The 18,152-nt window shown below is 60.8% G+C and carries 16 protein-coding genes; 4 read left to right on the forward strand and 12 right to left on the reverse strand.

All coding sequences use genetic code 11. The features are described 5' to 3' along the window. The 4 genes from AAG821_RS18555 to AAG821_RS18570 all read left to right on the forward strand — a co-directional run. Positions 1-1,210 (forward strand): amino acid ABC transporter substrate-binding protein (locus AAG821_RS18555; RefSeq protein WP_341916379.1); only part of this gene is annotated, 1,210 nt, incomplete at its 5' end. A 20-nt stretch (positions 1,211-1,230) separates the two neighbouring features. Further along, positions 1,231-2,088, forward strand: a complete 858-nt coding sequence (locus AAG821_RS18560; protein WP_341913768.1) for a branched-chain amino acid ABC transporter permease — start codon at positions 1,231-1,233, stop codon at positions 2,086-2,088. Between the two features lie 2 nt (positions 2,089-2,090). Beyond that, on the forward strand, positions 2,091-3,848 hold the full coding sequence (locus AAG821_RS18565) for a branched-chain amino acid ABC transporter ATP-binding protein/permease (protein WP_341913766.1): 1,758 nt from the start codon (positions 2,091-2,093) through the stop codon (positions 3,846-3,848). Continuing rightward, a complete protein-coding gene (locus AAG821_RS18570) occupies positions 3,841-4,545 on the forward strand; it encodes an ABC transporter ATP-binding protein (protein ID WP_341913764.1) in 705 nt (234 codons plus the stop codon). The genes AAG821_RS18565 and AAG821_RS18570 overlap by 8 nt, the downstream gene beginning before the upstream one ends. 12 nt (positions 4,546-4,557) lie before the next feature. Here the strand turns inward: AAG821_RS18570 and AAG821_RS18575 are convergent, their stop codons facing one another. The 12 genes from AAG821_RS18575 to AAG821_RS18630 all read right to left on the reverse strand — a co-directional run bounded on the left by AAG821_RS18575 (position 4,558) and on the right by AAG821_RS18630 (position 18,150). Beyond that, positions 4,558-6,153 carry a class I adenylate-forming enzyme family protein gene (locus tag AAG821_RS18575; RefSeq protein ID WP_341913763.1) on the reverse strand — a complete coding sequence of 532 codons (1,596 nt, stop codon included), beginning with the start codon at positions 6,151-6,153 and terminating at the stop codon, positions 4,558-4,560. A 1-nt stretch (position 6,154) separates the two neighbouring features. After that, positions 6,155-6,823, reverse strand: coding sequence for an ATP-binding cassette domain-containing protein (locus AAG821_RS18580; RefSeq protein WP_341913761.1), 669 nt, complete (start codon positions 6,821-6,823; stop codon positions 6,155-6,157). Beyond that, the gene (locus tag AAG821_RS18585; RefSeq protein ID WP_341913759.1) at positions 6,820-7,578 is read right to left on the reverse strand and encodes an ABC transporter ATP-binding protein; all 759 of its coding nucleotides are present in this window, start codon (positions 7,576-7,578) and stop codon (positions 6,820-6,822) included. The genes AAG821_RS18580 and AAG821_RS18585 overlap by 4 nt, the downstream gene beginning before the upstream one ends. Next, positions 7,575-8,582: a branched-chain amino acid ABC transporter permease gene (locus AAG821_RS18590; RefSeq protein ID WP_341913757.1), complete on the reverse strand. Its 1,008-nt coding sequence runs from the start codon at positions 8,580-8,582 to the stop codon at positions 7,575-7,577. The genes AAG821_RS18585 and AAG821_RS18590 overlap by 4 nt, the downstream gene beginning before the upstream one ends. Before the next feature lie 3 nt (positions 8,583-8,585). Beyond that, positions 8,586-9,482 carry a branched-chain amino acid ABC transporter permease gene (locus AAG821_RS18595; RefSeq protein WP_341913755.1) on the reverse strand — a complete coding sequence of 299 codons (897 nt, stop codon included), beginning with the start codon at positions 9,480-9,482 and terminating at the stop codon, positions 8,586-8,588. Positions 9,483-9,553: 71 nt separating this feature from the next. Beyond that, a complete protein-coding gene (locus AAG821_RS18600; RefSeq protein WP_341913754.1) occupies positions 9,554-10,858 on the reverse strand; it encodes an ABC transporter substrate-binding protein in 1,305 nt (434 codons plus the stop codon). 57 nt (positions 10,859-10,915) lie between these two features. After that, positions 10,916-11,674 (reverse strand): FCD domain-containing protein, encoded by a 759-nt coding sequence (locus AAG821_RS18605; protein ID WP_341913752.1) that lies wholly within the window; start codon positions 11,672-11,674, stop codon positions 10,916-10,918. A 293-nt stretch (positions 11,675-11,967) separates the two neighbouring features. Next, a complete protein-coding gene (locus AAG821_RS18610) occupies positions 11,968-13,002 on the reverse strand; it encodes a kinase (protein WP_341913750.1) in 1,035 nt (344 codons plus the stop codon). Continuing rightward, entirely contained in the window at positions 12,999-13,727 is a 729-nt protein-coding gene (locus AAG821_RS18615) for a sugar phosphate nucleotidyltransferase (RefSeq protein WP_341913748.1), read from the reverse strand. The genes AAG821_RS18610 and AAG821_RS18615 overlap by 4 nt, the downstream gene beginning before the upstream one ends. 8 nt (positions 13,728-13,735) lie before the next feature. Continuing rightward, positions 13,736-14,722, reverse strand: a complete 987-nt coding sequence (locus AAG821_RS18620; RefSeq protein ID WP_341913746.1) for an aldo/keto reductase — start codon at positions 14,720-14,722, stop codon at positions 13,736-13,738. Next, positions 14,722-16,707 carry a radical SAM protein gene (locus AAG821_RS18625; protein WP_341913744.1) on the reverse strand — a complete coding sequence of 662 codons (1,986 nt, stop codon included), beginning with the start codon at positions 16,705-16,707 and terminating at the stop codon, positions 14,722-14,724. The genes AAG821_RS18620 and AAG821_RS18625 overlap by 1 nt, the downstream gene beginning before the upstream one ends. 66 nt (positions 16,708-16,773) lie before the next feature. Beyond that, positions 16,774-18,150 carry a tetratricopeptide repeat protein gene (locus AAG821_RS18630; protein ID WP_341913742.1) on the reverse strand — a complete coding sequence of 459 codons (1,377 nt, stop codon included), beginning with the start codon at positions 18,148-18,150 and terminating at the stop codon, positions 16,774-16,776. Between the last annotated feature and the right edge of the window lie 2 nt (positions 18,151-18,152).

The following is an 18,152-nucleotide window of genomic DNA, read 5'->3' on the forward strand; positions in this document are numbered from 1 at the left end:
GGAAATAATGAAAAGTCTGAAACGGATCGCCGCAGTGGCGGCGATCGCGGCTGGCTGTCTTGGCCTCGCCGCCTCACCTGTACAGGCGCAATCGGGCCCGGTCCGCATCGGCAGTACGCTGGCGCTGACCGGTCCGCTTTCAGCCACCGCGCTGGTCCACAAGCTGGTTGGCGAGATCTATGTCGAGGATCTCAACAGCCGTGGCGGCCTGCTGGGCCGCAAGGTGGAATGGACCGTCAAGGATGACCAGTCCAAGCCCGAGGTTGCCCGCACGCTCTATGAGCAGCTGGTGACCTCGGACAAGGTCGATCTGCTGATGGGGCCCTACGCCACCGGCGCGATCCTGTCGGCCATCGGCGTGGCGCAGCGCTATAACAAGATGCTGATCCATCACACCATGGGCGTGCCGTCGCTGGCGAAATACGACATGCATTTCCCCGCCTGGTCGCTGGGTCCGGACCCGGGCACGACAGTGCCGAACACGCTGTTCGACGCACTGGCCGCCCTGCCGAAGCCGCCGAAGACGGTGGCCATCGTGACTTCGAAATTCCCGTCGCTGCATTTCCTCAGCCTGGGAGCCCGCGAAGTGGCGAAAAAACGGGGTCTGCAGGAAATCCTGTTCCTGGAATGGGAATTCGGCAACCGCGATTTCGGCCCGATTGCGGCGCGTGTGAAGGATGCCAAGCCTGATCTCGTCTTCGTCGGCGATATCGGCCTGGAAGGCAACATGCTGCTCGAAGCGATGAAGAAGATCGACTACGAGCCGCCGCTGCATTTCCACCTCTATCCCGCACCGGGCCCGATGGCCACGGCACCGGAAACCAAGAATGCGCTCTCGGTCACCATCTTCGAGGAGCATGCGCCCTATACCAACAACCCGGTGGCGGCCAAGTTTGTCGCCACCTACAACGAGCGGGCCAAGGCAGCCGGCTTCCCCTACACCAAGGTCGAGGTGCAGGCGGCGGCGTCCTTCACGGCCTGGCAGCTGCTTGAGGCTGCGGTGGTTGCCACCAAGAGCCTGGATGACCGCAAGCTGGCCGACTGGCTGAAGGCCAACCAGGTGCCGACCATCCAGGGCACCCTGCGCTTCGACAAGGGCAACAACTTCGGTGACGACCTGATGCGTATCAAGCAGGTGCAGAATGGCACCTGGGTGACGGTCTGGCCCAAGGAATGGGCTGCCCCCGGCGCGACGATCAAGACGCAGTAACCTGAATCGAGTGATCCCGTATGGCTTTCCCAAGTCTGAACCTTCTGCTGCAGTCCATCCTGTCTGGCATTTTCATCGGCGGAATGTACGGCCTGATCGGTTTGGGCTTGGGACTGTCCTGGGGCCTGCTGCGCCAGATCAACCTGGCGCATTTCGGCTTCGTCTTCCTGTCCGGCTATCTCAGCTATCATATGGTGACGGTCTGGGGCATCGACCCGCTGCTCACCCTGTTGATCCTGGCGCCGCTGTTCTTTGCCATTGGCGTGGCCCAGCAGTGGCTGCTGTCGCGCTTCAAGATATCCCCGTTCAATTCTCTGCTGGTCACCTTCGGCTTCACCGTGATGATCGAAAGCCTGATCCAGTATGTCTGGACCGCTGATTTCCGCAAATTGCAGTCCACCTATGGTGAAGAGAAGTTCAAGATTGGTGGACTCTTCGTTCCGGTGCCCGAGTTGCTCACGCTGTTGCTGGCCATCCTGCTGGCCTTTGCGGTCTGGGCGGCGATGCGCTTCACCGATATCGGCAAGGCAATGCGGGCCATGGCCGAGGATGGCCCGATTGCAGCTGCCTTCGGCATCAACCAGCGCCTGCTGTCGCTGCTGCTCTCCGGTGTCTGCGTCGCCTTCGCCGCCATTGCCGGCGTGTGCTTTGCGCTGACCTTCACGCTGACGCCGACGCAGATTTTCTCCTGGGTGGGCGTGGTGTTTGCCGTGGTCATGCTGGGTGGCCTGGGCAGCGCCATCGGCCCTCTGGTGGCCGGCATCATCATCGGAGTGAGTGAAGCCATCGCCATGGTGCTTTTCGCACCTTCCTGGGCGCCCATCGTCTCCTTCTCGCTGCTGATCCTCATGCTGCTGTTCCGGCCGGGTAGGGCCTGATTATGAACAAGGTCATTCTGTCCGGAATCTTCGCCATCGGTCTGGCCTTCGCGGTCCTGCCGTGGCTCGGCGTTCCTGCCTTCTGGGAATCCTTCCTCTACCTGCTGTTCCACTGGATCGTGCTGGCCGTGTCGTGGAACATCCTGTCGGGCTACACCGGCTACTTCTCCTTCGGCCATGGTGCCTTCTTCGGCGCCGGTATCTACGGCGCAGCCTATCTGGCCGGCACCATCGGCTGGCCTTTCCTGGCCACGCTGCCCGCTGCCATTCTGGTGGCCGCAGCGCTTGGCGTCGGTCTGGGGGCCGTGGTTTTCCGGGTCGCGCGGGTGCGCGGCGAATTGTTCGCGCTGCTGACGCTGGCCATCACTTTCGTGCTGGCCACCATCATTCTGAATACCAGGATCGATGGTGGCCCTGGCATCTATCTCATCGGCGTCGATATCCCGAAGCTCGGCCCATCTCAGTCAGCCTCGATCTATATGATGGGGCTGATTGCCGCCGTGGCGACCCTGGCGATCTCCTACATCATCTACGCATCCAAATTCGGCACCGGGCTTTTCGCGATCCATGACGATGAGGATGTTGCCGAGGTCATGGGCGTACCGACCTATCGCTACAAGCTCTATGCGCTGGCGGTGTCCTGTGGCCTGGCCGGTCTGGCTGGCGGCATCCATGCCGTGTTCATCTCCTATGTGACGGTGTCAGAGACCTTTTCCATTGCCGTGCCGCTCTCGGTCGTGCTGATGAGCATTCTGGGCGGCAGCCGGCACTGGATCGGGCCGGCGGTTGGCGCCGTCTTCATCACCTGCCTGCTGTATTTCTTCACGTCCGGCGACTATGCCGTGTTTGGCCGCGCGATGGTCGGCCTGATTCTGGTCATCGTCATCCTGTTCATGCCATCCGGCGTGCTGGGCATGATCGCCCAGTGGCGGCGCGGTCGCAGCACTGCGGCCGCAGTTACGGCACCCCCTGCGCATGAAACGGCATCGACGGCGGCTGTCGTCAGGCTGGCCAACAAGCCGGCGCCTTCCACGGAAGTGCTGCTGCAGGTGCGGGGCCTGACCAAGGCCTTCGCCGGTCTGCGGGCGGTCGACAATGTGACGCTGGAGGTTCGCAAGGGCGAAATCCTCGGCCTGATCGGGCCGAATGGTTCGGGCAAGTCCACCTTCATCAACCTGGTCAGCGGTCATTTCAAGCCGACAGCCGGCGAGATCATTTTCGAGGGGCAGAATCTGGCCGGTCTGGATGCCCATCGCTTCGCCCAGGCCGGCATCGCCCGCACCTACCAGATTCCACGCCCCTTCAGCCAGATGACCGTGCTGGAAAATGTCGCCATGGTCGCCATGTTCGGCGGCACCGGCATGAGCCGGGCCGAGGCGACGCAGGCGGCGGAAGAGTTCATCGCCTTCGCCGGCCTGTCCCATCGTGCCCATGCGCTGCCGGACGACCTGAACCTCCATCAGCGCAAGTTCCTGGAGCTGGCGCGCGCGCTGGCCGCCCGGCCAAGGCTGCTGATGCTCGACGAAGTGCTGTCGGGCCTGACGCCGAGCGAAATCAACGAAGCCATCGAGATGATCCAGCGCATTCGTGACCGTGGGACCACGATCATTTTTGTCGAGCATGTCATGCGCGCCGTGATGGCACTGACCGACCGTATCGTGGTGCTGAATTACGGGGCCATGATCGCCCAGGGCAATGCCACAGATGTGATGAACGAAGAGAGCGTGAAGGCAGCGTATCTGGGGAAAGCCCATGCTTGAGGCGAACAATCTGAAGGTCGCTTATGGCGCAGCTCCGGCCCTGTGGGATGTCAGCATCCATGTCGACACCGGAGAGCTGGTCTGCGTTGTCGGGCCCAACGGCGCCGGCAAGACCACACTGATCAACACATTGGCCGGCCTGAATCGTGTGTCCCAGGGCAGCATTGTTTTCCACGGCGCCGATATCACCCGCATCGCGCCGCATAAATTCTGCCAGGCCGGCATTGCCATCGTGCCGGAAAGCCGTCGGCTGTTCGCCGGGATGACGGTGCTGGAGAATCTGGAACTTGGCAGTTACCTGCCGGCAGCCAAGGCACGTCGGCGCGAAACGCTGGAACAGGTCTGCGCGCTGTTTCCCGCCGTGCGCCAGAAGCTGCCGATGCTGGCCGGTTCTCTATCGGGCGGCCAGCAGCAGATGGTGGCCATCGGCCGGGCGCTGATGGCGCGGCCCCGGTTGCTGCTGCTCGACGAACCATCGCTGGGTCTGGCGCCGTCCATCGTGATGGATATGTTCGAGGCCATCCGTCGCATCAATGCTGATGGACTTTCGGTGCTGCTGGTGGAGCAGAATGTCAGCATGGCGATGGCCCTGGCCTCGCGGGCCTATGTGCTGGAAGAGGGCCGCATCGCCATGGAAGGCCCGGCCAATGACCTGCTGCAGCGGCCCGAGATCCGCAAGGCCTATCTGGGCCTGTAACCGGGCCGATCCTTAGGGCAGCTGCTCGCGCAGGGCCCGTTTCAGCAGCTTGCCATTGGCATTGCGTGGCAGTGGCTCGTCCAGCAGGGTGAAGGTTTCCGGCACCTTGTAGTCGGCCAACCGGCTGGCGCAGAAATCCTTCAGCACCGCTTCGGTCAGTGCCGCATCCTTGCGGGCGACGAAGGCATGCACGCGCTCGCCCAGCACCGGGCAGGGCCGGGCGATGATGGCGCTTTCCAGCACGCCGGGGTGATGGCTCAGCACATTTTCCACCTCGACCGAGAATATCTTGTAGCCGCCGCGGTTGATCATGTCCTTGACGCGGTCGAATACCCGCACGAAGCCATAGGCGTCGATCGAGCCGATATCGCCGGAATGCCAGAAGCCGGCGGTGAAGTTCTGCTGTGTCGCGTCCGGATTGGCCCAGTAGCCCGGCACCACCATGGGGCCGCGAATCCAGATCTCGCCGGCTTCGCCGCGTGGCACTTCGTGCCCATCGGCATCGACCACGATCACCTCGGCGCAGGGTGCTTCCAGGCCGACGCTGTCGGAATGGGTGGCGCTCATCGCTGGCGGCATCATGGTGGTGGGCGAGGTGGTCTCGGTGGCGCCATAGGCGTTCATCAGGCCGAGCTGCGGCAGCTTCTGCGCCAGGGCTGCGATGGTGGCCTGCGGCATCGGCGCACCGCCATAACCGCCAACACGCCAGCTGGAGAGGTCGTGCTGGTCGAAATCCGGCTGCAGCAGGCAGAGATTGTACATCGCCGGCACCATGATGGTGTGGGTGAGTTTCTCTCTGGCTGCCAGCGGCAGGAATTCGCGGGCCTTGAACTCCGGCACCATGATCACCGCACCGCCGCCCTGCCAGGCGGTCACGATGATGGCGATCAGGCCGGTGACATGGCTGGCCGGCACCGCCAGCAGCGAGCGATCATGCGGGCCCAGCCCCATGCAATACTGAAAATGCAGTGCCGAGTGCACGATGTTGATATGGGCCAGCATGGCGCCTTTCGGTCGCCCGGTGGTGCCCGAGGTGTAGAGGATGACACCGGTGGCTTCCTCGGCCGGGGCCACAAAGGCCGGCGGGGCGCCAGCCTGGCGCAGCATCTCGAAGGGAAGCGACCCTGCCGCATTCCCACCGGCCGAATACCGGTGCCGCAGCTGCGGCAGATCGGCGGCGCCAGGCAGGCGGTCGGCCAGATCGGCCTCATGCACCAGCAGGCAGGCGCCGGCGTGATCGAGGATATAGGCGATCTCCGGTGTCTGCAGCCGGGTGCCAAGCGGCACGCAGATGGCGCCGAGCCGCAGGCAGGCCAGCAAAGTGGAGGCGAACTCGATGCGGTTGCCCAGCAGCATGCCGACGCGGTCGCCGGCTTTCACACCCGCAGCGGCCAGTCCACCGGCCACAGCATCGGAGTCTGTCGCCAGCTGGCGATAGGTGAGGCGGGTGTCGCCGATAACCAGTGCCTCGTTATCAGGATAACGCGCCAGTGTGCGGGCAAAGATGTCATAGCTGTGTGCCGGCCGGTCAGCGAAGCAGCGCACCACGCGGTCGCCGAAATGCGCCTCGTTGCGGATCGCTATGGAATCGTCCAGACGCCAGGCCATATCAGGCTGCCTTGTGCGCCATCGCATTGGCGCCGCGCTCGATGACATATTCGCGGTCAAACAGCGTCTGGGTATGGTTGAGTTCCGACTGGGCGATCAGCACGGAAAGGTCGGTGCCGCGCAGACCGGCGATCACGTCCGACAGCCGCTCGGAGAGCGCCGGTGCCACGCCCTCGAAAGGCTCGTCCAGCAGCAGCAGCTTTGTGCCCACGGTGAGCGCACGGGCCAGCGCCACCAGCTTCTGTTGCCCGCCGCTGAGCAGCAAGGCGCGGCGATCTTTCATCTGCGCCAGCTCGGGCAGCACGCCATAGACGAAATCCAGCCGCTCGGCCTTCTTAAGCGTCTTCGAGACCCAGACCGGCAGCAGGATGTTTTCCTCCACCGTCAGTTCCGGGATCAGCCGGCGGTCTTCCGGCATGTAGCCGATGCCGAGACCGGCACGGGTATGGCGCTCCTGCTTTTTCAGGCTGGTGCCGGCAAAGCGGATATCGCCGCCGTCGATCGGCAGATGGCCCATAATGCTGCGCAGCAGGGTGGTTTTGCCGGCACCATTGCGGCCGATCAGGCCGATCATCTGGCCGGCAGCCAGATCAAGCGAAAAGCCGCGCAGCACGCCGATGGCCTGGATCGAGACCTGCAGGCCGTCAATGGAGAGAAGCGGCTGGCTCATTTCGCATTCCCCGTCACATAGCGTTTGACTTCCGCATCGACCAGAACCTCGGCCGGGCTGCCATCGGCAATCACGCGGCCGCTGTAAAAGGCGACCACGCGGTTGGCATAGGCCGAGACGATATCCATGTCATGCTCGACGAACAGGGTGGTCAGATTGCTGCCATCCATGGCGCGCAGCACCGTGTCCATCATGCCGAATTTCTCATCGACGCTGACGCCGCTGGTCGGCTCGTCCAGCAGGATCAGGCGCGGATCGCGGCACAGTGCCATGGCGATATCCAGCAGCTTGCGCACACCGCCGGGCAGTTCGGAGACCGGTCGCTCGGCATGGCCGGCGAGACCAAAGCGTTCCAGCATGGTGATCACCTCATCGCAGAGATCGGCATCATAGGCGCCACGCCAGAACGACAGGGCGCCGCGCCGTGCCACGGTGAGGGCGACAAGGATATTCTCAGCGGCGCTCATTTCGAGGCAGAGCTGCGGGATCTGGAACGAACGGCAGACGCCGCGCTGGGCGATCTGGCGCGGGCCCAGGCCGGTGATCTCCTTGCCATCCAGCTTGATGCTGCCGCTGCTGGGCTTGATATAGCCGGTCACCATATTTACAAACGTGGTCTTGCCGGCGCCGTTGCTGCCGATCAGGCAGACACGCTGGCCGGCCGAGACCTGCAGCGACACGTTATCGGCCGCCACCAGGGCGCCGAAGGTCTTGCCGAGCCGGTCGGCTTCAAGGACGTAAGGCTGCGGGCTCATTCTGCGGCCTCCGTCGCATCACGCTGTCTGGCGGCAGCCGCCTGCGCCTTCTCGGCGGCCCGGCGCGGCAGGCGTTCGGGCTTGGCCCAGAGCGAGCCGACCCCTTTGGGCAGGAACAGGATGATCAGCAGCAGGAACAGGCCGAGTGCCAGCTGCCAGGTATCGGGAAAATACTTGTTGGAGAAGGATCGCACCAGTTCGAGCAGCAATGAGGCAAGGAACACTGCCGGGGCGCTGGCATGGCCGGCCAGAATCGCCATGAAGACGAATTCGCCCGAGGTGGTCCAGTAGGAGAAGTTCGGGTCGATATGGCCGAGCGAGATCACGGTCAGGGCGCCGCCGGCACCGCCGAGCGCTGCGGCGATCACGAAGTTGACCGCCATGGCGCTGCGCACCGAGGTGCCGAGATACTCCACCCGCAATTCATTGTCGCGGATCGCCATCGACAGCAGGCCCCGGCTGGAGCGGCAGTAGATCGTCACCAGCAGGGTGAGCAGCGTGGCGATCACGCTGCTCAGCGCAAAGAAGGCGTAATCGGCGTTGGTCTCGTTGATGGTCAGACCCAGCATGCTGGGGCGCGGCACATTGAAGCCATCGGAGCCGCCGACGCCTGAGGATTTCACCAGGATGCCGTAAAGCACCATGGAGAGCGCGAGCGTCAGCATGGCGAAGAAGATGCTGCGATAGCGCGCCAGCAGCGGGCCTGCGATGGCGCCGGCCAGCGCCGAGGCAAAACAGCCCAGCAGCACCAGCACCACCGCATCGGTGATGCCGTAGCGCGTGGCGGCCAGGCCGGCGACATAGCCGCCGATGGCAAAGACCAGGCCCTGGCCGAAGGAAACGACGCCGCCGCGCATCATGACGATCAGGCCGAGGCCAACCACACCGTGGCTGGCGGCCATGGTGAGCAGGAACAGCAGCCATTGCGGCAGCATCAGGCCAACCAGCAGCAGGACGGCCAGCGCGGCGGCATAGAGGAGGGTGGTTTGCAGGGTGCGGGTCATGGGTCAGATCCTGCGGGCGACAACGCGCTGGAACAGGCCCTCGGGCCGGAAGATCAGCACCGCGGCCATCACCAGATAGATGCTGAACAGTTCGGCCGCCGGCCAGATATGCACGGCAGTGGAGCGGGCGAGGCCGACGATGAGTGCGCCGATGGCAGCGCCGCCGATGCTGCCCAGGCCGCCGATGATGACGACGGCAAAGCTGACAATGATGACGCCGACGCTGATGCCCGGCTGCACCGAGATCATCGGTGCGGTGAAGGCGCCCCCCAGTGCTGCCAGGAAGACGCCGAAGGTGAAGGCGCCAAGATACACCCTGCTGATATTGATGCCCATGCTGGCGGCGATCTCGTCATTGTGGATCACGGCGAGTACGATCTTGCCCAGCACGGTGCGGTTCAGGCCGAACCAGACGCCGATGCCGCAGATGAGCGCGACGGCGACGATGGCGAGGTCATAGCCGACATAGAACAGGCTGCCGAGGCTGACATCGCCGAACAGGCCATAGGGTTCGGTCACGTAATACGGGTTGACGCCCCAGATCAGCTTGGAGACATCTTCCAGGATCAGGAACAGCGCATAGGTGACCAGCACGAGCAGCACCTCGTCGCGGCCATAGAAGCGGCGCAGCAGCAGGCGTTCCAGCAGCGGTCCGACGACCACGGCCACGGCCACGGCGGCCAGCAGCAGGGCGACCAGCGAGAAAGCCGGAGCATATTGCTGTGCCGTGAACAAGCCGACGATGCTGGCGGCGGCATAGGCACCGATGGCGTAGAAACTGCCATGGGCAATGTTGAGAATTTTCAGCACGCCGAAAATCAGTGTCAGACCGAGAGCAACGATGAACAGCCATGAGGCGTAGATCGCACCGTCGATCAGAATGGTAAGCAGCAGGTCCATGACATCTTCCGCACTGCGATACCGGCCGGCGCAGGGTGTGTCCTGCGCCGGCCTGCATCGATCAACCTAGATCAGTTGCACTTGGCACCGGGCATGCCCGCCTTGAGCCATTCCTGGCCCTTCATGTTCGGCGGCGGATTGACGCATTCGGCCGGGAAGCGCTGGATATCGACCAGTTCCATCGCCTTGGTCGCGGCATTCCACTTGGTCTTGCCGATGGCGATATCCTGGATGGCCTGGTGGCCATTGCCATTGGCCATGCGGATACGGCCACCGGGCGAGTCCCAGGCATGGTTGGTCAGGGCGGCGGCGATTTCCTCGTTGGTCGGTTTCTTGCCGCCGTTCTTTTCCATCGCCTTCTCGATGGCGCTTTTCACGCCCAGGATCGACTGCACCATGCGGTAAGGCGCCTGCACCGGATAGACCTTGTAGGCATCCTGGTAGATCTTCTGGAACCAGTCGTTCAGCGGCGATTTTGGTGCCATCAGGCCGTAGGCACCGCGGGCACCGATGATGGCGCCTTCCGGCATCTTGTCGCCCAGTGGCGGGATGGCGTGGTCAGCCGCCGAGAAGACCACGGTGGCCTTCTTGAACAGGCCGCGCGGTGCGCTCTGCAGGATGAAGGCCTGCAGGTCACCACCCCACAGCGATGAATGCACCACGGTGGAACCGGTGCGCATCAGGGCCGAGACCTCGGTACCATACTGGCCGGCACCGAAAGCCGGCAGCAGGTCGGCTTCCATCTTGGCATCGGGATAGATGCTGGACAGCGCGCCGATGAAGTCAGACCGCGAATCATGGCCCCAGGCATAGTCCTGGTTGATCAGGCTGAACTTGTCGATCTTGACATTGCTGTTCTTGAGATAGCGGGCCAGCGCCACGTTATCCATGGTGCCGGTGGCGGCCGTGCGGAAGACGTATTCGTACTTGGCTTCCTCGAAGATACGCGGGGTGCCGCAATCGTAGAGGATCAGCAGGCGCTTGAGTTCCTCGGCGGCCGGGGCGACGGCAAGGCAGTCGCCCGAGCCGACATAGCCGATGACGAAATCGACATTGTCGCGCTGGTACAGGTTGCGCAGTTCCTGCACCTGTTTGGTGGCGCCGCCGTTCTCGTCGATCACCACCGGTTCGATCTTGATGCCGCCGAAACCGACCTTGTTATAGGGTGCCGGCGCCGCACCCTTGTTCAGTTCCTCGATCAGAACCTTGCCGCCATTCCAGGCGGGTACCCCGAAACTCTCGGCCGCCTGGCCAGAGAGGAAGGTGACAATGCCGACCTTGAAGGTCTGCTGGGCCTGGGCGGCGGTTGCCGCCATCAGGCCTGCTGCCAGCACGGCGCCGGCAGCTATTGCGTGTCTGTATTTACCCTTGGTCATCTTGGTTTCCTCCTGAGTGGATTTTTATTGTTCTGACAAAGGCAATGTGGCGCGGATTTACTGGGCGGGCGCCTCCCCGCTGCGGGCATGCTCCGTCCAGGCGACGGGGGCATCCATATCCAGCCCGGCGAGTTCATAGCCGCGGCGGAAATCGATCATCTGTTTGCGCATCCACAACTCGGCCTCGTCGGCATCGTGACGGCGGATGGCTTCCAGAATCTTGCGGTGGCCGATAACATTGCGCCGCCCGGCCTGCGGCAGATGCGGCACCAGTGCTTCCATCGCCGGGAAAAACAGCAGGCCCACGGCTTCACGCGAGAGTTCCAGCACGCGGTTGCCGGACATGCGCGCCACCAGGGCATGGAAGTCGATGTCCAGCTTGATATAGGGCTGGTTTGCGTCGACGGCGATTTCGGTCGCCACCACATTCTCTTCCAGCGCCGTAATGTCGCTGTCGCTGGCCATCATGGCGGCGCCGCGCGCAGCCGAAGGCTCCAGCAGGATCGCCACATTCCACAATTCGCGGAAACTGACCTTCTGCAGGGCCAGTGCCCGCGAGGCGCGTGGTGCGAGGTCGTTATAGCCCGGTAGCGAGACGAAGAGGCGTCGCCCGGCCGCGCGCTGCAGATAGCCTTCCTGCTCCAGCTGGCGGATGCCTTCGCGCACCGTGGCGCGATTGATGCCGAACTGGGCTGCAAGATCGGGCTCGCTGGGCAGCCGGTCGCCCGGGCGCAGGCGACCTTCGAGGATATGCTGCTCGATGGTGCGCGAGACCATTTTATAGGCCGGCATGATGTCGAGCTTGGTAAAGGTCACTGTCCTAGCTTGCCCAATTGTCCAACAATCGAACGATGGCGAGTGCTGCAGGCAAGAGTCAACGGGCAAATTGTGCTGCAGCGCGATATCGCGGTGCAGCGATGAAAGCTTGGCGATGGGGGATCAGATGTGTTCGACGGTTTGTTTCTGCCGCAGTTCAACAATGGTTGGTGAACGGGGAAACAACCGTCACTGTGGTTTGCTGCAACCTACCCAAGTTCCCGGCGACGAGCTTTTCTGTGACTGTAAAGCCAAGTTTATGGTCTAAAAATTTGCGACATCCAGGGCATCGGCTAGCTGAGGATTTTCGTGAAGTGATCTTCAATGTAGCCGGTATTGTATGGGTCGGGATTGTAGAAAATGATCTGGCTACCTGAGTTCTCAAAGGCAATTGGGACCTGAAGAAACTTGTCCAATGCTGCGGTCACGGCCTGCCGTTGCTCGGGTTCGATATAAAAAAGGATAAAGCCGCCACCGCCGGCCCCCAGGAGCTTTCCGCCCACGGCGCCAGCTTGCCGGGCCTTGTTGTAAATATCATCGATAAAATCCGATGAAACCCGATCAGCCAGACTGCGTTTAAGCATCCAGCCTTCATGCAGCAGGCGCCCAAAGTCCGAGAGGGGGCCGTTGCCATTCAGAATGCTGGCAGCTTCATCCACCATCTCGCGAATAGCCAGCATTTCGCGCTTCCTGTCTGGAATCGAACGGATCTGTTCACCGGCAACCTCGGAGGCGATACGAGAAATTCCGGTATAAAAAAGAACCAGTCGATCCTGCAACTCGCTTAGGCGCGACGGGCGCACTGCAAGTGGTGTAACTGAGAATTCACCGCTTGGGCGTATGTCGATACGATTAAATCCGCCATACGCTGCGGCAATCTGGTCCTGCACTCCAACATTCTCTTTGAGCTGCTCCTGTTCCAGATGAATTGCCATTTTCGCGAGCTCCTCCTTGCCGATCATCCTTCCTTTCATGGCATGCAAAGCGTGGAGGATTCCAACGGTGAAGGAAGAAGATGAGCCAAGCCCGGTTCGCGCTGGCAAGTCGCCATCATAATGAATCTCGACCCCTTCATGCATGTCCATAAGCTGAAGGGCCGTTCGTACCACAGGGTGCTTGATGTGGTCGTTGCTTTCGACTGTTTCGACAGTGCCCCAGACAATCCGGCTTTTATGCTCGAAAAAAGGCGGCAGGTATCTGACGGTCAGATAACAGTAGCGATTGATTGTCGTCGATATAACCGCGCCGCCGTTTTGTTGAAACCAGGCTGAATAATCGGTTCCTCCGCCAAAGAACGAAACTCTGAACGGCGTTCTGCAAATAATCATACTGCACCTTCAATATTCAAAATTTCGCCAGCGCTTTCGAAGGATTCTGGCGTGCCTATGTCGACGAGCCGGCCATTTCCGATCATGCCATAGAGTCGTCCGGTCGAGCAGAGCTCAGGCAGAACATCTTTCTCAAGGGACAGCGGGCTTTTTTCCGGGAGCGAGGCCACGAAGTCTCGGCTCATAAAGTAAATGCCGGCATTTACAATGGCCCTGGCCGGGTCACCTGATGGCTTTTCGCGAAAGCTGCGCACCTGGCCATCGGGGCCCAGGCTGACTTCACCAAATCGGCGGCTGTCTGGCGCATAGGCCAGCGCCATTGTGACGGCGCCGTTGTTCGTTGCATGAAGGGTGCGGAGCGCAGCAAGATCGGCATTGAAAAAAGAATCGCCATTAAGGACAAGTAACGTTCTGGTCCGCACATTGCTTGCGGCGAGGCGCAGGGCACCGCCAGTCCCTTGCGGTTGATCCTCACGGGACATGACCAGCTCAACCTGATCGGAGAAAGGAGCAATGGCTGCCGTGACATCTTCGGATCGATAGCCGACAGCCAAAATGACCCTGCGCGCGCCATGCGCGATAAGCCAATACAGCAGCCGGCCAATAAATGGCTTGCCACCAACTGGTGCTGCGACTTTCTGATGCTCGCCTATAACCGATCGCAGGCGCGTACCCAGGCCGCCAGCAAGAACCACGCAATCCGTATCGGTGAGCAGAGCTGGCATCGGCATAACTAACCGGCGCGCTTTCCGACGGCATCTTGACTGGATGCCGATGTATCGTTGTAACAATCGGCGATGGACGCCATGAGAGAGGCGGGGAGGTCGTCAAGCGCTCCGCATGCAGCATTCTCCGTGGCCTGCTCTGGCGATAGTATTCCGGGGATAGTCGTTGCCACGCCCGGGCAGGACAGGACAAAGCGCAAGGCGAAAGGTATGGCGGATCTGCCTGGCTGCCAGCCAGCGGCAATCAAGAGACGTTTCGCATCATTGGCCCATTGCGCCAGGTGCTGGCGTGACCAACGTGAGCGATGATCATCTGGGCCGAATTCCTCACTGCCGGTGAGCTGGCCGGTAAGGAAGCCAAAATGAAGTGGGGTGCGTGCTATGACGCCGGCATCACCAACCCTGGCGGCATCAAGTAGACCGCTCTCAAAGCAGCGGCGATCCATCATGCTCAGATTAGCTTGAATGACCCTGAGGCCGTGCTCCTGAATCATCGGCACGCCGTCCGCGGGTAACTTAACGCTGGCGCCCACAAGACGCAGCTTGCCCTCGCGGCGTAAGTCATCAAGTGCAGACAGGGTTTCCGGATGTTGGCGTAAATATTCCGGCGAGGCATCATGCAGCTGAAGAATATCAATGTAGTCCGTCCGCAGGCGCTGCAGGCTGTCTTCAACCGACTGTCGAATGGCAGCGGGGGTGAAATCCGCTCGCCTACTAAAATCGCTGTATCCCACCTTGGTGGCGATGACAATGCGATCCCTGCGCCCGCTAAAAACCTGCCCAATCAGCGCTTCGCTATGCCCCAGACCATAAAGGGGCGCGGTGTCATATAACGTGATGCCATGGTCAAATGCGGCGGCCAAAGCTCTTCTCGATACGGCGTCATCCGTTCGGCCGTAGCTGAGGCCATCTTTGACCTTGCCGCCGATCCCCCATGCACCAAAACCGACGACCGAAACCTTGAGTCCGGTTGCGCCGATCTCCCGGTAGCGCATCAGAAATGGCCTGCCAGCTGCATCTCCACAATCTGGTTGGTGTAGAGATATGCACCTTTCTTGTTGCCCCACCAGACAACCTCACGGCACCAATCGTTCAGGTTGGCGTAATGAGCCTTGGCACGTGAAACCTGGACAGTCAGTGGTTTTCTAACCAGGCGGGGCGTTGCGCCCTGACGTGCATCGGTCCAGAAGGTCAGGACATCGGCAGAAAGCGTCAACGTTGCATCATCAGTGATAAAGGGCTGTTTGAGCAGGGCGTGATTGAGTTGTACGGCATTTTCAAGGACATCGGCAGGCAGATCGGCGCTTTGTCGAGCGGCCAGTTGTTTCATCAGTTCGCAACTTTCTTGATAGAAGCGGCCGAACTGGTTGCGAACGGTCAGATCGATGAACTTGTATTCATCGGCTGGCCAATAGATCCCGAGCCATTCCTCAGAATATGTGTATTCTGCGCCACCACGTTGGATCGATGCGGCCTCAGACAAGAAGAAGTCACGGATATCGGCAAGCAGCGGGAAATCACGTGCATCGACTTCCATGAAGGTTTCGATCATCGTGCGATAGCGGATACCCGTGATTTCATGGATCAGAATCAGCGGGATCTGGAATAGCTTGTCAAAATGCAGGAATGCAGTCATCCATGCCGCGGCTCGCACGCGACGCCAGTCTTCGCGCGGCATCGAGCCGGTTGCTACCACCAACTGTTGGATTTCCGGCACATCATCATCCAACTCGACGCGGCTGCCGTGAATGTTGATGATCTCGCTTTCCACCAGGTCGAGGCCGTGCTCGCGAATATATTCCGGATTCGCCATCTCGGCATTGGGCAGGATGGAAAGATCGTTAAACTGTACCCGGTTGTGTTGCCCTGAATTGATCAGTAGATCGATACCGTCCATGAAGGAATCATAGGTCTCGCCGGGTAGGCCGATAATCAGATCGGAGAAGGTTTCGACGCCATCTCGGGCAAAACGGCGCTGAAGTTCCAGATAGGTTTCCAGAGAAATATTATCGCGCTTGATGTTCTTGAGTACATCGCTGCTCAAGGTCTGCATCGATAGCGCGACGCCCTTGTTTAAGCCGGCATCGGAAAGAATCTTCTGCGTGCGATAGGCTTTCTCGGTTGCATTCTTGGTATTCTGTACGGACAGAGCCTTGGGGTAGCCGCTCTCCTGCTTCAACTTGCCGACATACTCGGCGAGGGTTGCATCACGGCTCAGCATGCCGAAGTTCGCATCGCAACAGAAAATGAATTCGATCCGGTTCTGTGAGAACCACTCCGCTTCCCGCAACAGGCGGTCCATTTCGAATTTCGTGACTTTGGCTGCGGTGGCCGAGCCCCAGTCACAATAGGTGCACTGGAACGGACAGCCGCGATTGGTCTCCCAGAGTCCGATCCATGTTTCATCCGGGTTGGCCGCCATCAGAGGATCGAAAACCCCATCGAGGAAGGGGGAGGGCACTTCATCCAGGTTTTTGATGCGCGGGGGTTTGGCAGTCTGGATGAATTTGCCGTCAGCAGAAATAAAACTGACCCCCGGGATATCCTGCCAGGGCCGGGCAGGCAGTGCCTCGAGCAGGGCCAGGAATGTCTTTTCGCCCTCGCCATTAACGGCAATGTCGATAAACGGATTTTCCCGCAGGAAGGGCTCTGTCTGGTCCGGCACATGCGGGCCGCCGAAGATGATGAGGGTGTTGGGTTGTGCAGCCTTCAGGCGCCGGGCGATTTCCAGAGAAATGCGGGCATTCCAGACGTAAATGCTAAAGCCGGCCACATCGCAGCCCAGAAGCCCGCTCACGGCATCGCGGACCGGCATGCGTTTGTACACCGGCAGCCGGAATTCATAGTTTTGCGGTTTGGCCGAGTGTCGCCGCACATACCCTTCCAGGCAGCCGATCGAGTAGGGCAGATAGCTCTGACCGGAAAAGCTGTTGTTGATCTGGACCAGACCAATTGAAACGGGTCGCGCCGACTGTGCCATATTTCCCAAAAATACAGTGTGAATTATGCGGCCCGATGATATCACAAGGTCGGCGTATAAATAAGTTTATAGGCTGGGCTTGCTCTTATCTACGGAACGCCATCGCGCCCACACGGCACGATAGAGGCGTTCCAATTGGGCGGCCTTCCGCGGGCCATTGCAGAGCACAGCCTGCAGATGGTCGCGAAACTGTCCTCGCCGCAGATCCTTCCGGATGGCCTGCCGGTCGCGGGCCAGGGCAAGGCTGAGCTGGACATAATCGGACCTGTCGCGAGCAATCCAACCCTGCCGGCCGGCCGCAGACAATATGGCGGCTGACCAGCGGCCGACCATGCTGTCGGTCGGGAGGGTTACAACCGGCACACCCATCCAAAGTGATTCAAAGGTTGTCGTTGACCCGGAAAACGGAAACGAATCAAGAACTACATCAACATCATGATAAATATCCAGTGGATCCCCGCCGGTGCCGCCACGGAAGTCCAGCTGCGTTGGATATACGCCATGGCGCGCAAAGGCGGCCGACAGGTTTTCGCGGCAGTCTGGCATCGCATAGGCATCGCGATGCCTAAACAGCAGCCGGGCCTGGGGCAGTGTCCGCAGGATCTCGGCCCAGGCGGCGATGACCGGCTCGGTCAGCTTTGCCGGGGCGTTTAGATTCGCAAAAACAAGCGGGGCATCAGCCGGTCGTTCCGGCATGAGCTTGGCGGGCAGAGGCGCCATATACATCAGGCTGGGCAAACGCAGCAGTCGTTCGGTGAATTGCTCGGTGCCATTCGGTGGGCATAAAAACCGGTCGGTGAGCAGATAATCCATGGCCGCCAGACCGCTCGTTGCTGCATCGTGGTAGCTGATCTGGATCGGGGCCGGCCGGTGGGCTGCAACTGTCAGGCGGTTACGGTCGAGATGGCCGGCCAGCACAACCAGAATGTCGATGCGTTCCGCGGCTATCAGAGCCGCGACTTCGGTGTCGTTGCGATCAGTCGTTCGTATCCAGCGGTCTGCAGAGTCCAGCAGATTGCGGCCGAATGCATCTGGTTCATCTACCTCAGCAAAGCAGACGGCCTCAAAGGCCTGGCGATTGCGATGCAACAATACGGGAGCCAAATTGCGACCGACCGGGTGATCGGCAAAATTGCACGAGAGATATCCGATTCTCAGTCTCCGATCCGGAAGGGCCGGAGACCCATCATTGAGATTCCGGTGCATGACCGGAGTATGCAGTCGGGCGAATTTGAGGTGTTCCTCAAAGCGCTCGGTGTTGTTCCAGCGAGATGAGTAAAGGATTGCCAGTAGGAAATCCCGGTAAGCCGCAATGTTGTCGGGTGCAAGCGCAATCGCTTCCTGATAGCAGGCAATGGCGTCGTCAATGCAGCCTGAATCGCGAAACTTCCGGCCTTTGCAGTGCAAGGCGGCCGAGCGGGTTTGAATATCCTGCTGGCTCAAAG

This window comes from Ferrovibrio terrae, from assembly GCF_943372915.1.
Taxonomy (GTDB): domain Bacteria; phylum Pseudomonadota; class Alphaproteobacteria; order Ferrovibrionales; family Ferrovibrionaceae; genus Ferrovibrio; species Ferrovibrio terrae_A.

What these genes read in the sequence shown, in the direction of transcription:
- AAG821_RS18560 (WP_341913768.1), top strand. Translation starts at nt 1,231, where the DNA reads ATGGCTTTCCCAAGTCTGAACCTTCTGCTGCAGTCCATCCTGTCTGGC.
- AAG821_RS18565 (WP_341913766.1), top strand. Translation starts at nt 2,091, where the DNA reads ATGAACAAGGTCATTCTGTCCGGAATCTTCGCCATCGGTCTGGCCTTC.
- AAG821_RS18570 (WP_341913764.1), top strand. Translation starts at nt 3,841, where the DNA reads ATGCTTGAGGCGAACAATCTGAAGGTCGCTTATGGCGCAGCTCCGGCC.
- AAG821_RS18575 (WP_341913763.1), bottom strand. Translation starts at nt 6,153, where the DNA reads ATGGCCTGGCGTCTGGACGATTCCATAGCGATCCGCAACGAGGCGCAT.
- AAG821_RS18580 (WP_341913761.1), bottom strand. Translation starts at nt 6,823, where the DNA reads ATGAGCCAGCCGCTTCTCTCCATTGACGGCCTGCAGGTCTCGATCCAG.
- AAG821_RS18585 (WP_341913759.1), bottom strand. Translation starts at nt 7,578, where the DNA reads ATGAGCCCGCAGCCTTACGTCCTTGAAGCCGACCGGCTCGGCAAGACC.
- AAG821_RS18590 (WP_341913757.1), bottom strand. Translation starts at nt 8,582, where the DNA reads ATGACCCGCACCCTGCAAACCACCCTCCTCTATGCCGCCGCGCTGGCC.
- AAG821_RS18595 (WP_341913755.1), bottom strand. Translation starts at nt 9,482, where the DNA reads ATGGACCTGCTGCTTACCATTCTGATCGACGGTGCGATCTACGCCTCA.
- AAG821_RS18600 (WP_341913754.1), bottom strand. Translation starts at nt 10,858, where the DNA reads ATGACCAAGGGTAAATACAGACACGCAATAGCTGCCGGCGCCGTGCTG.
- AAG821_RS18610 (WP_341913750.1), bottom strand. Translation starts at nt 13,002, where the DNA reads ATGATTATTTGCAGAACGCCGTTCAGAGTTTCGTTCTTTGGCGGAGGA.
- AAG821_RS18615 (WP_341913748.1), bottom strand. Translation starts at nt 13,727, where the DNA reads ATGCCAGCTCTGCTCACCGATACGGATTGCGTGGTTCTTGCTGGCGGC.
- AAG821_RS18620 (WP_341913746.1), bottom strand. Translation starts at nt 14,722, where the DNA reads ATGCGCTACCGGGAGATCGGCGCAACCGGACTCAAGGTTTCGGTCGTC.
- AAG821_RS18625 (WP_341913744.1), bottom strand. Translation starts at nt 16,707, where the DNA reads ATGGCACAGTCGGCGCGACCCGTTTCAATTGGTCTGGTCCAGATCAAC.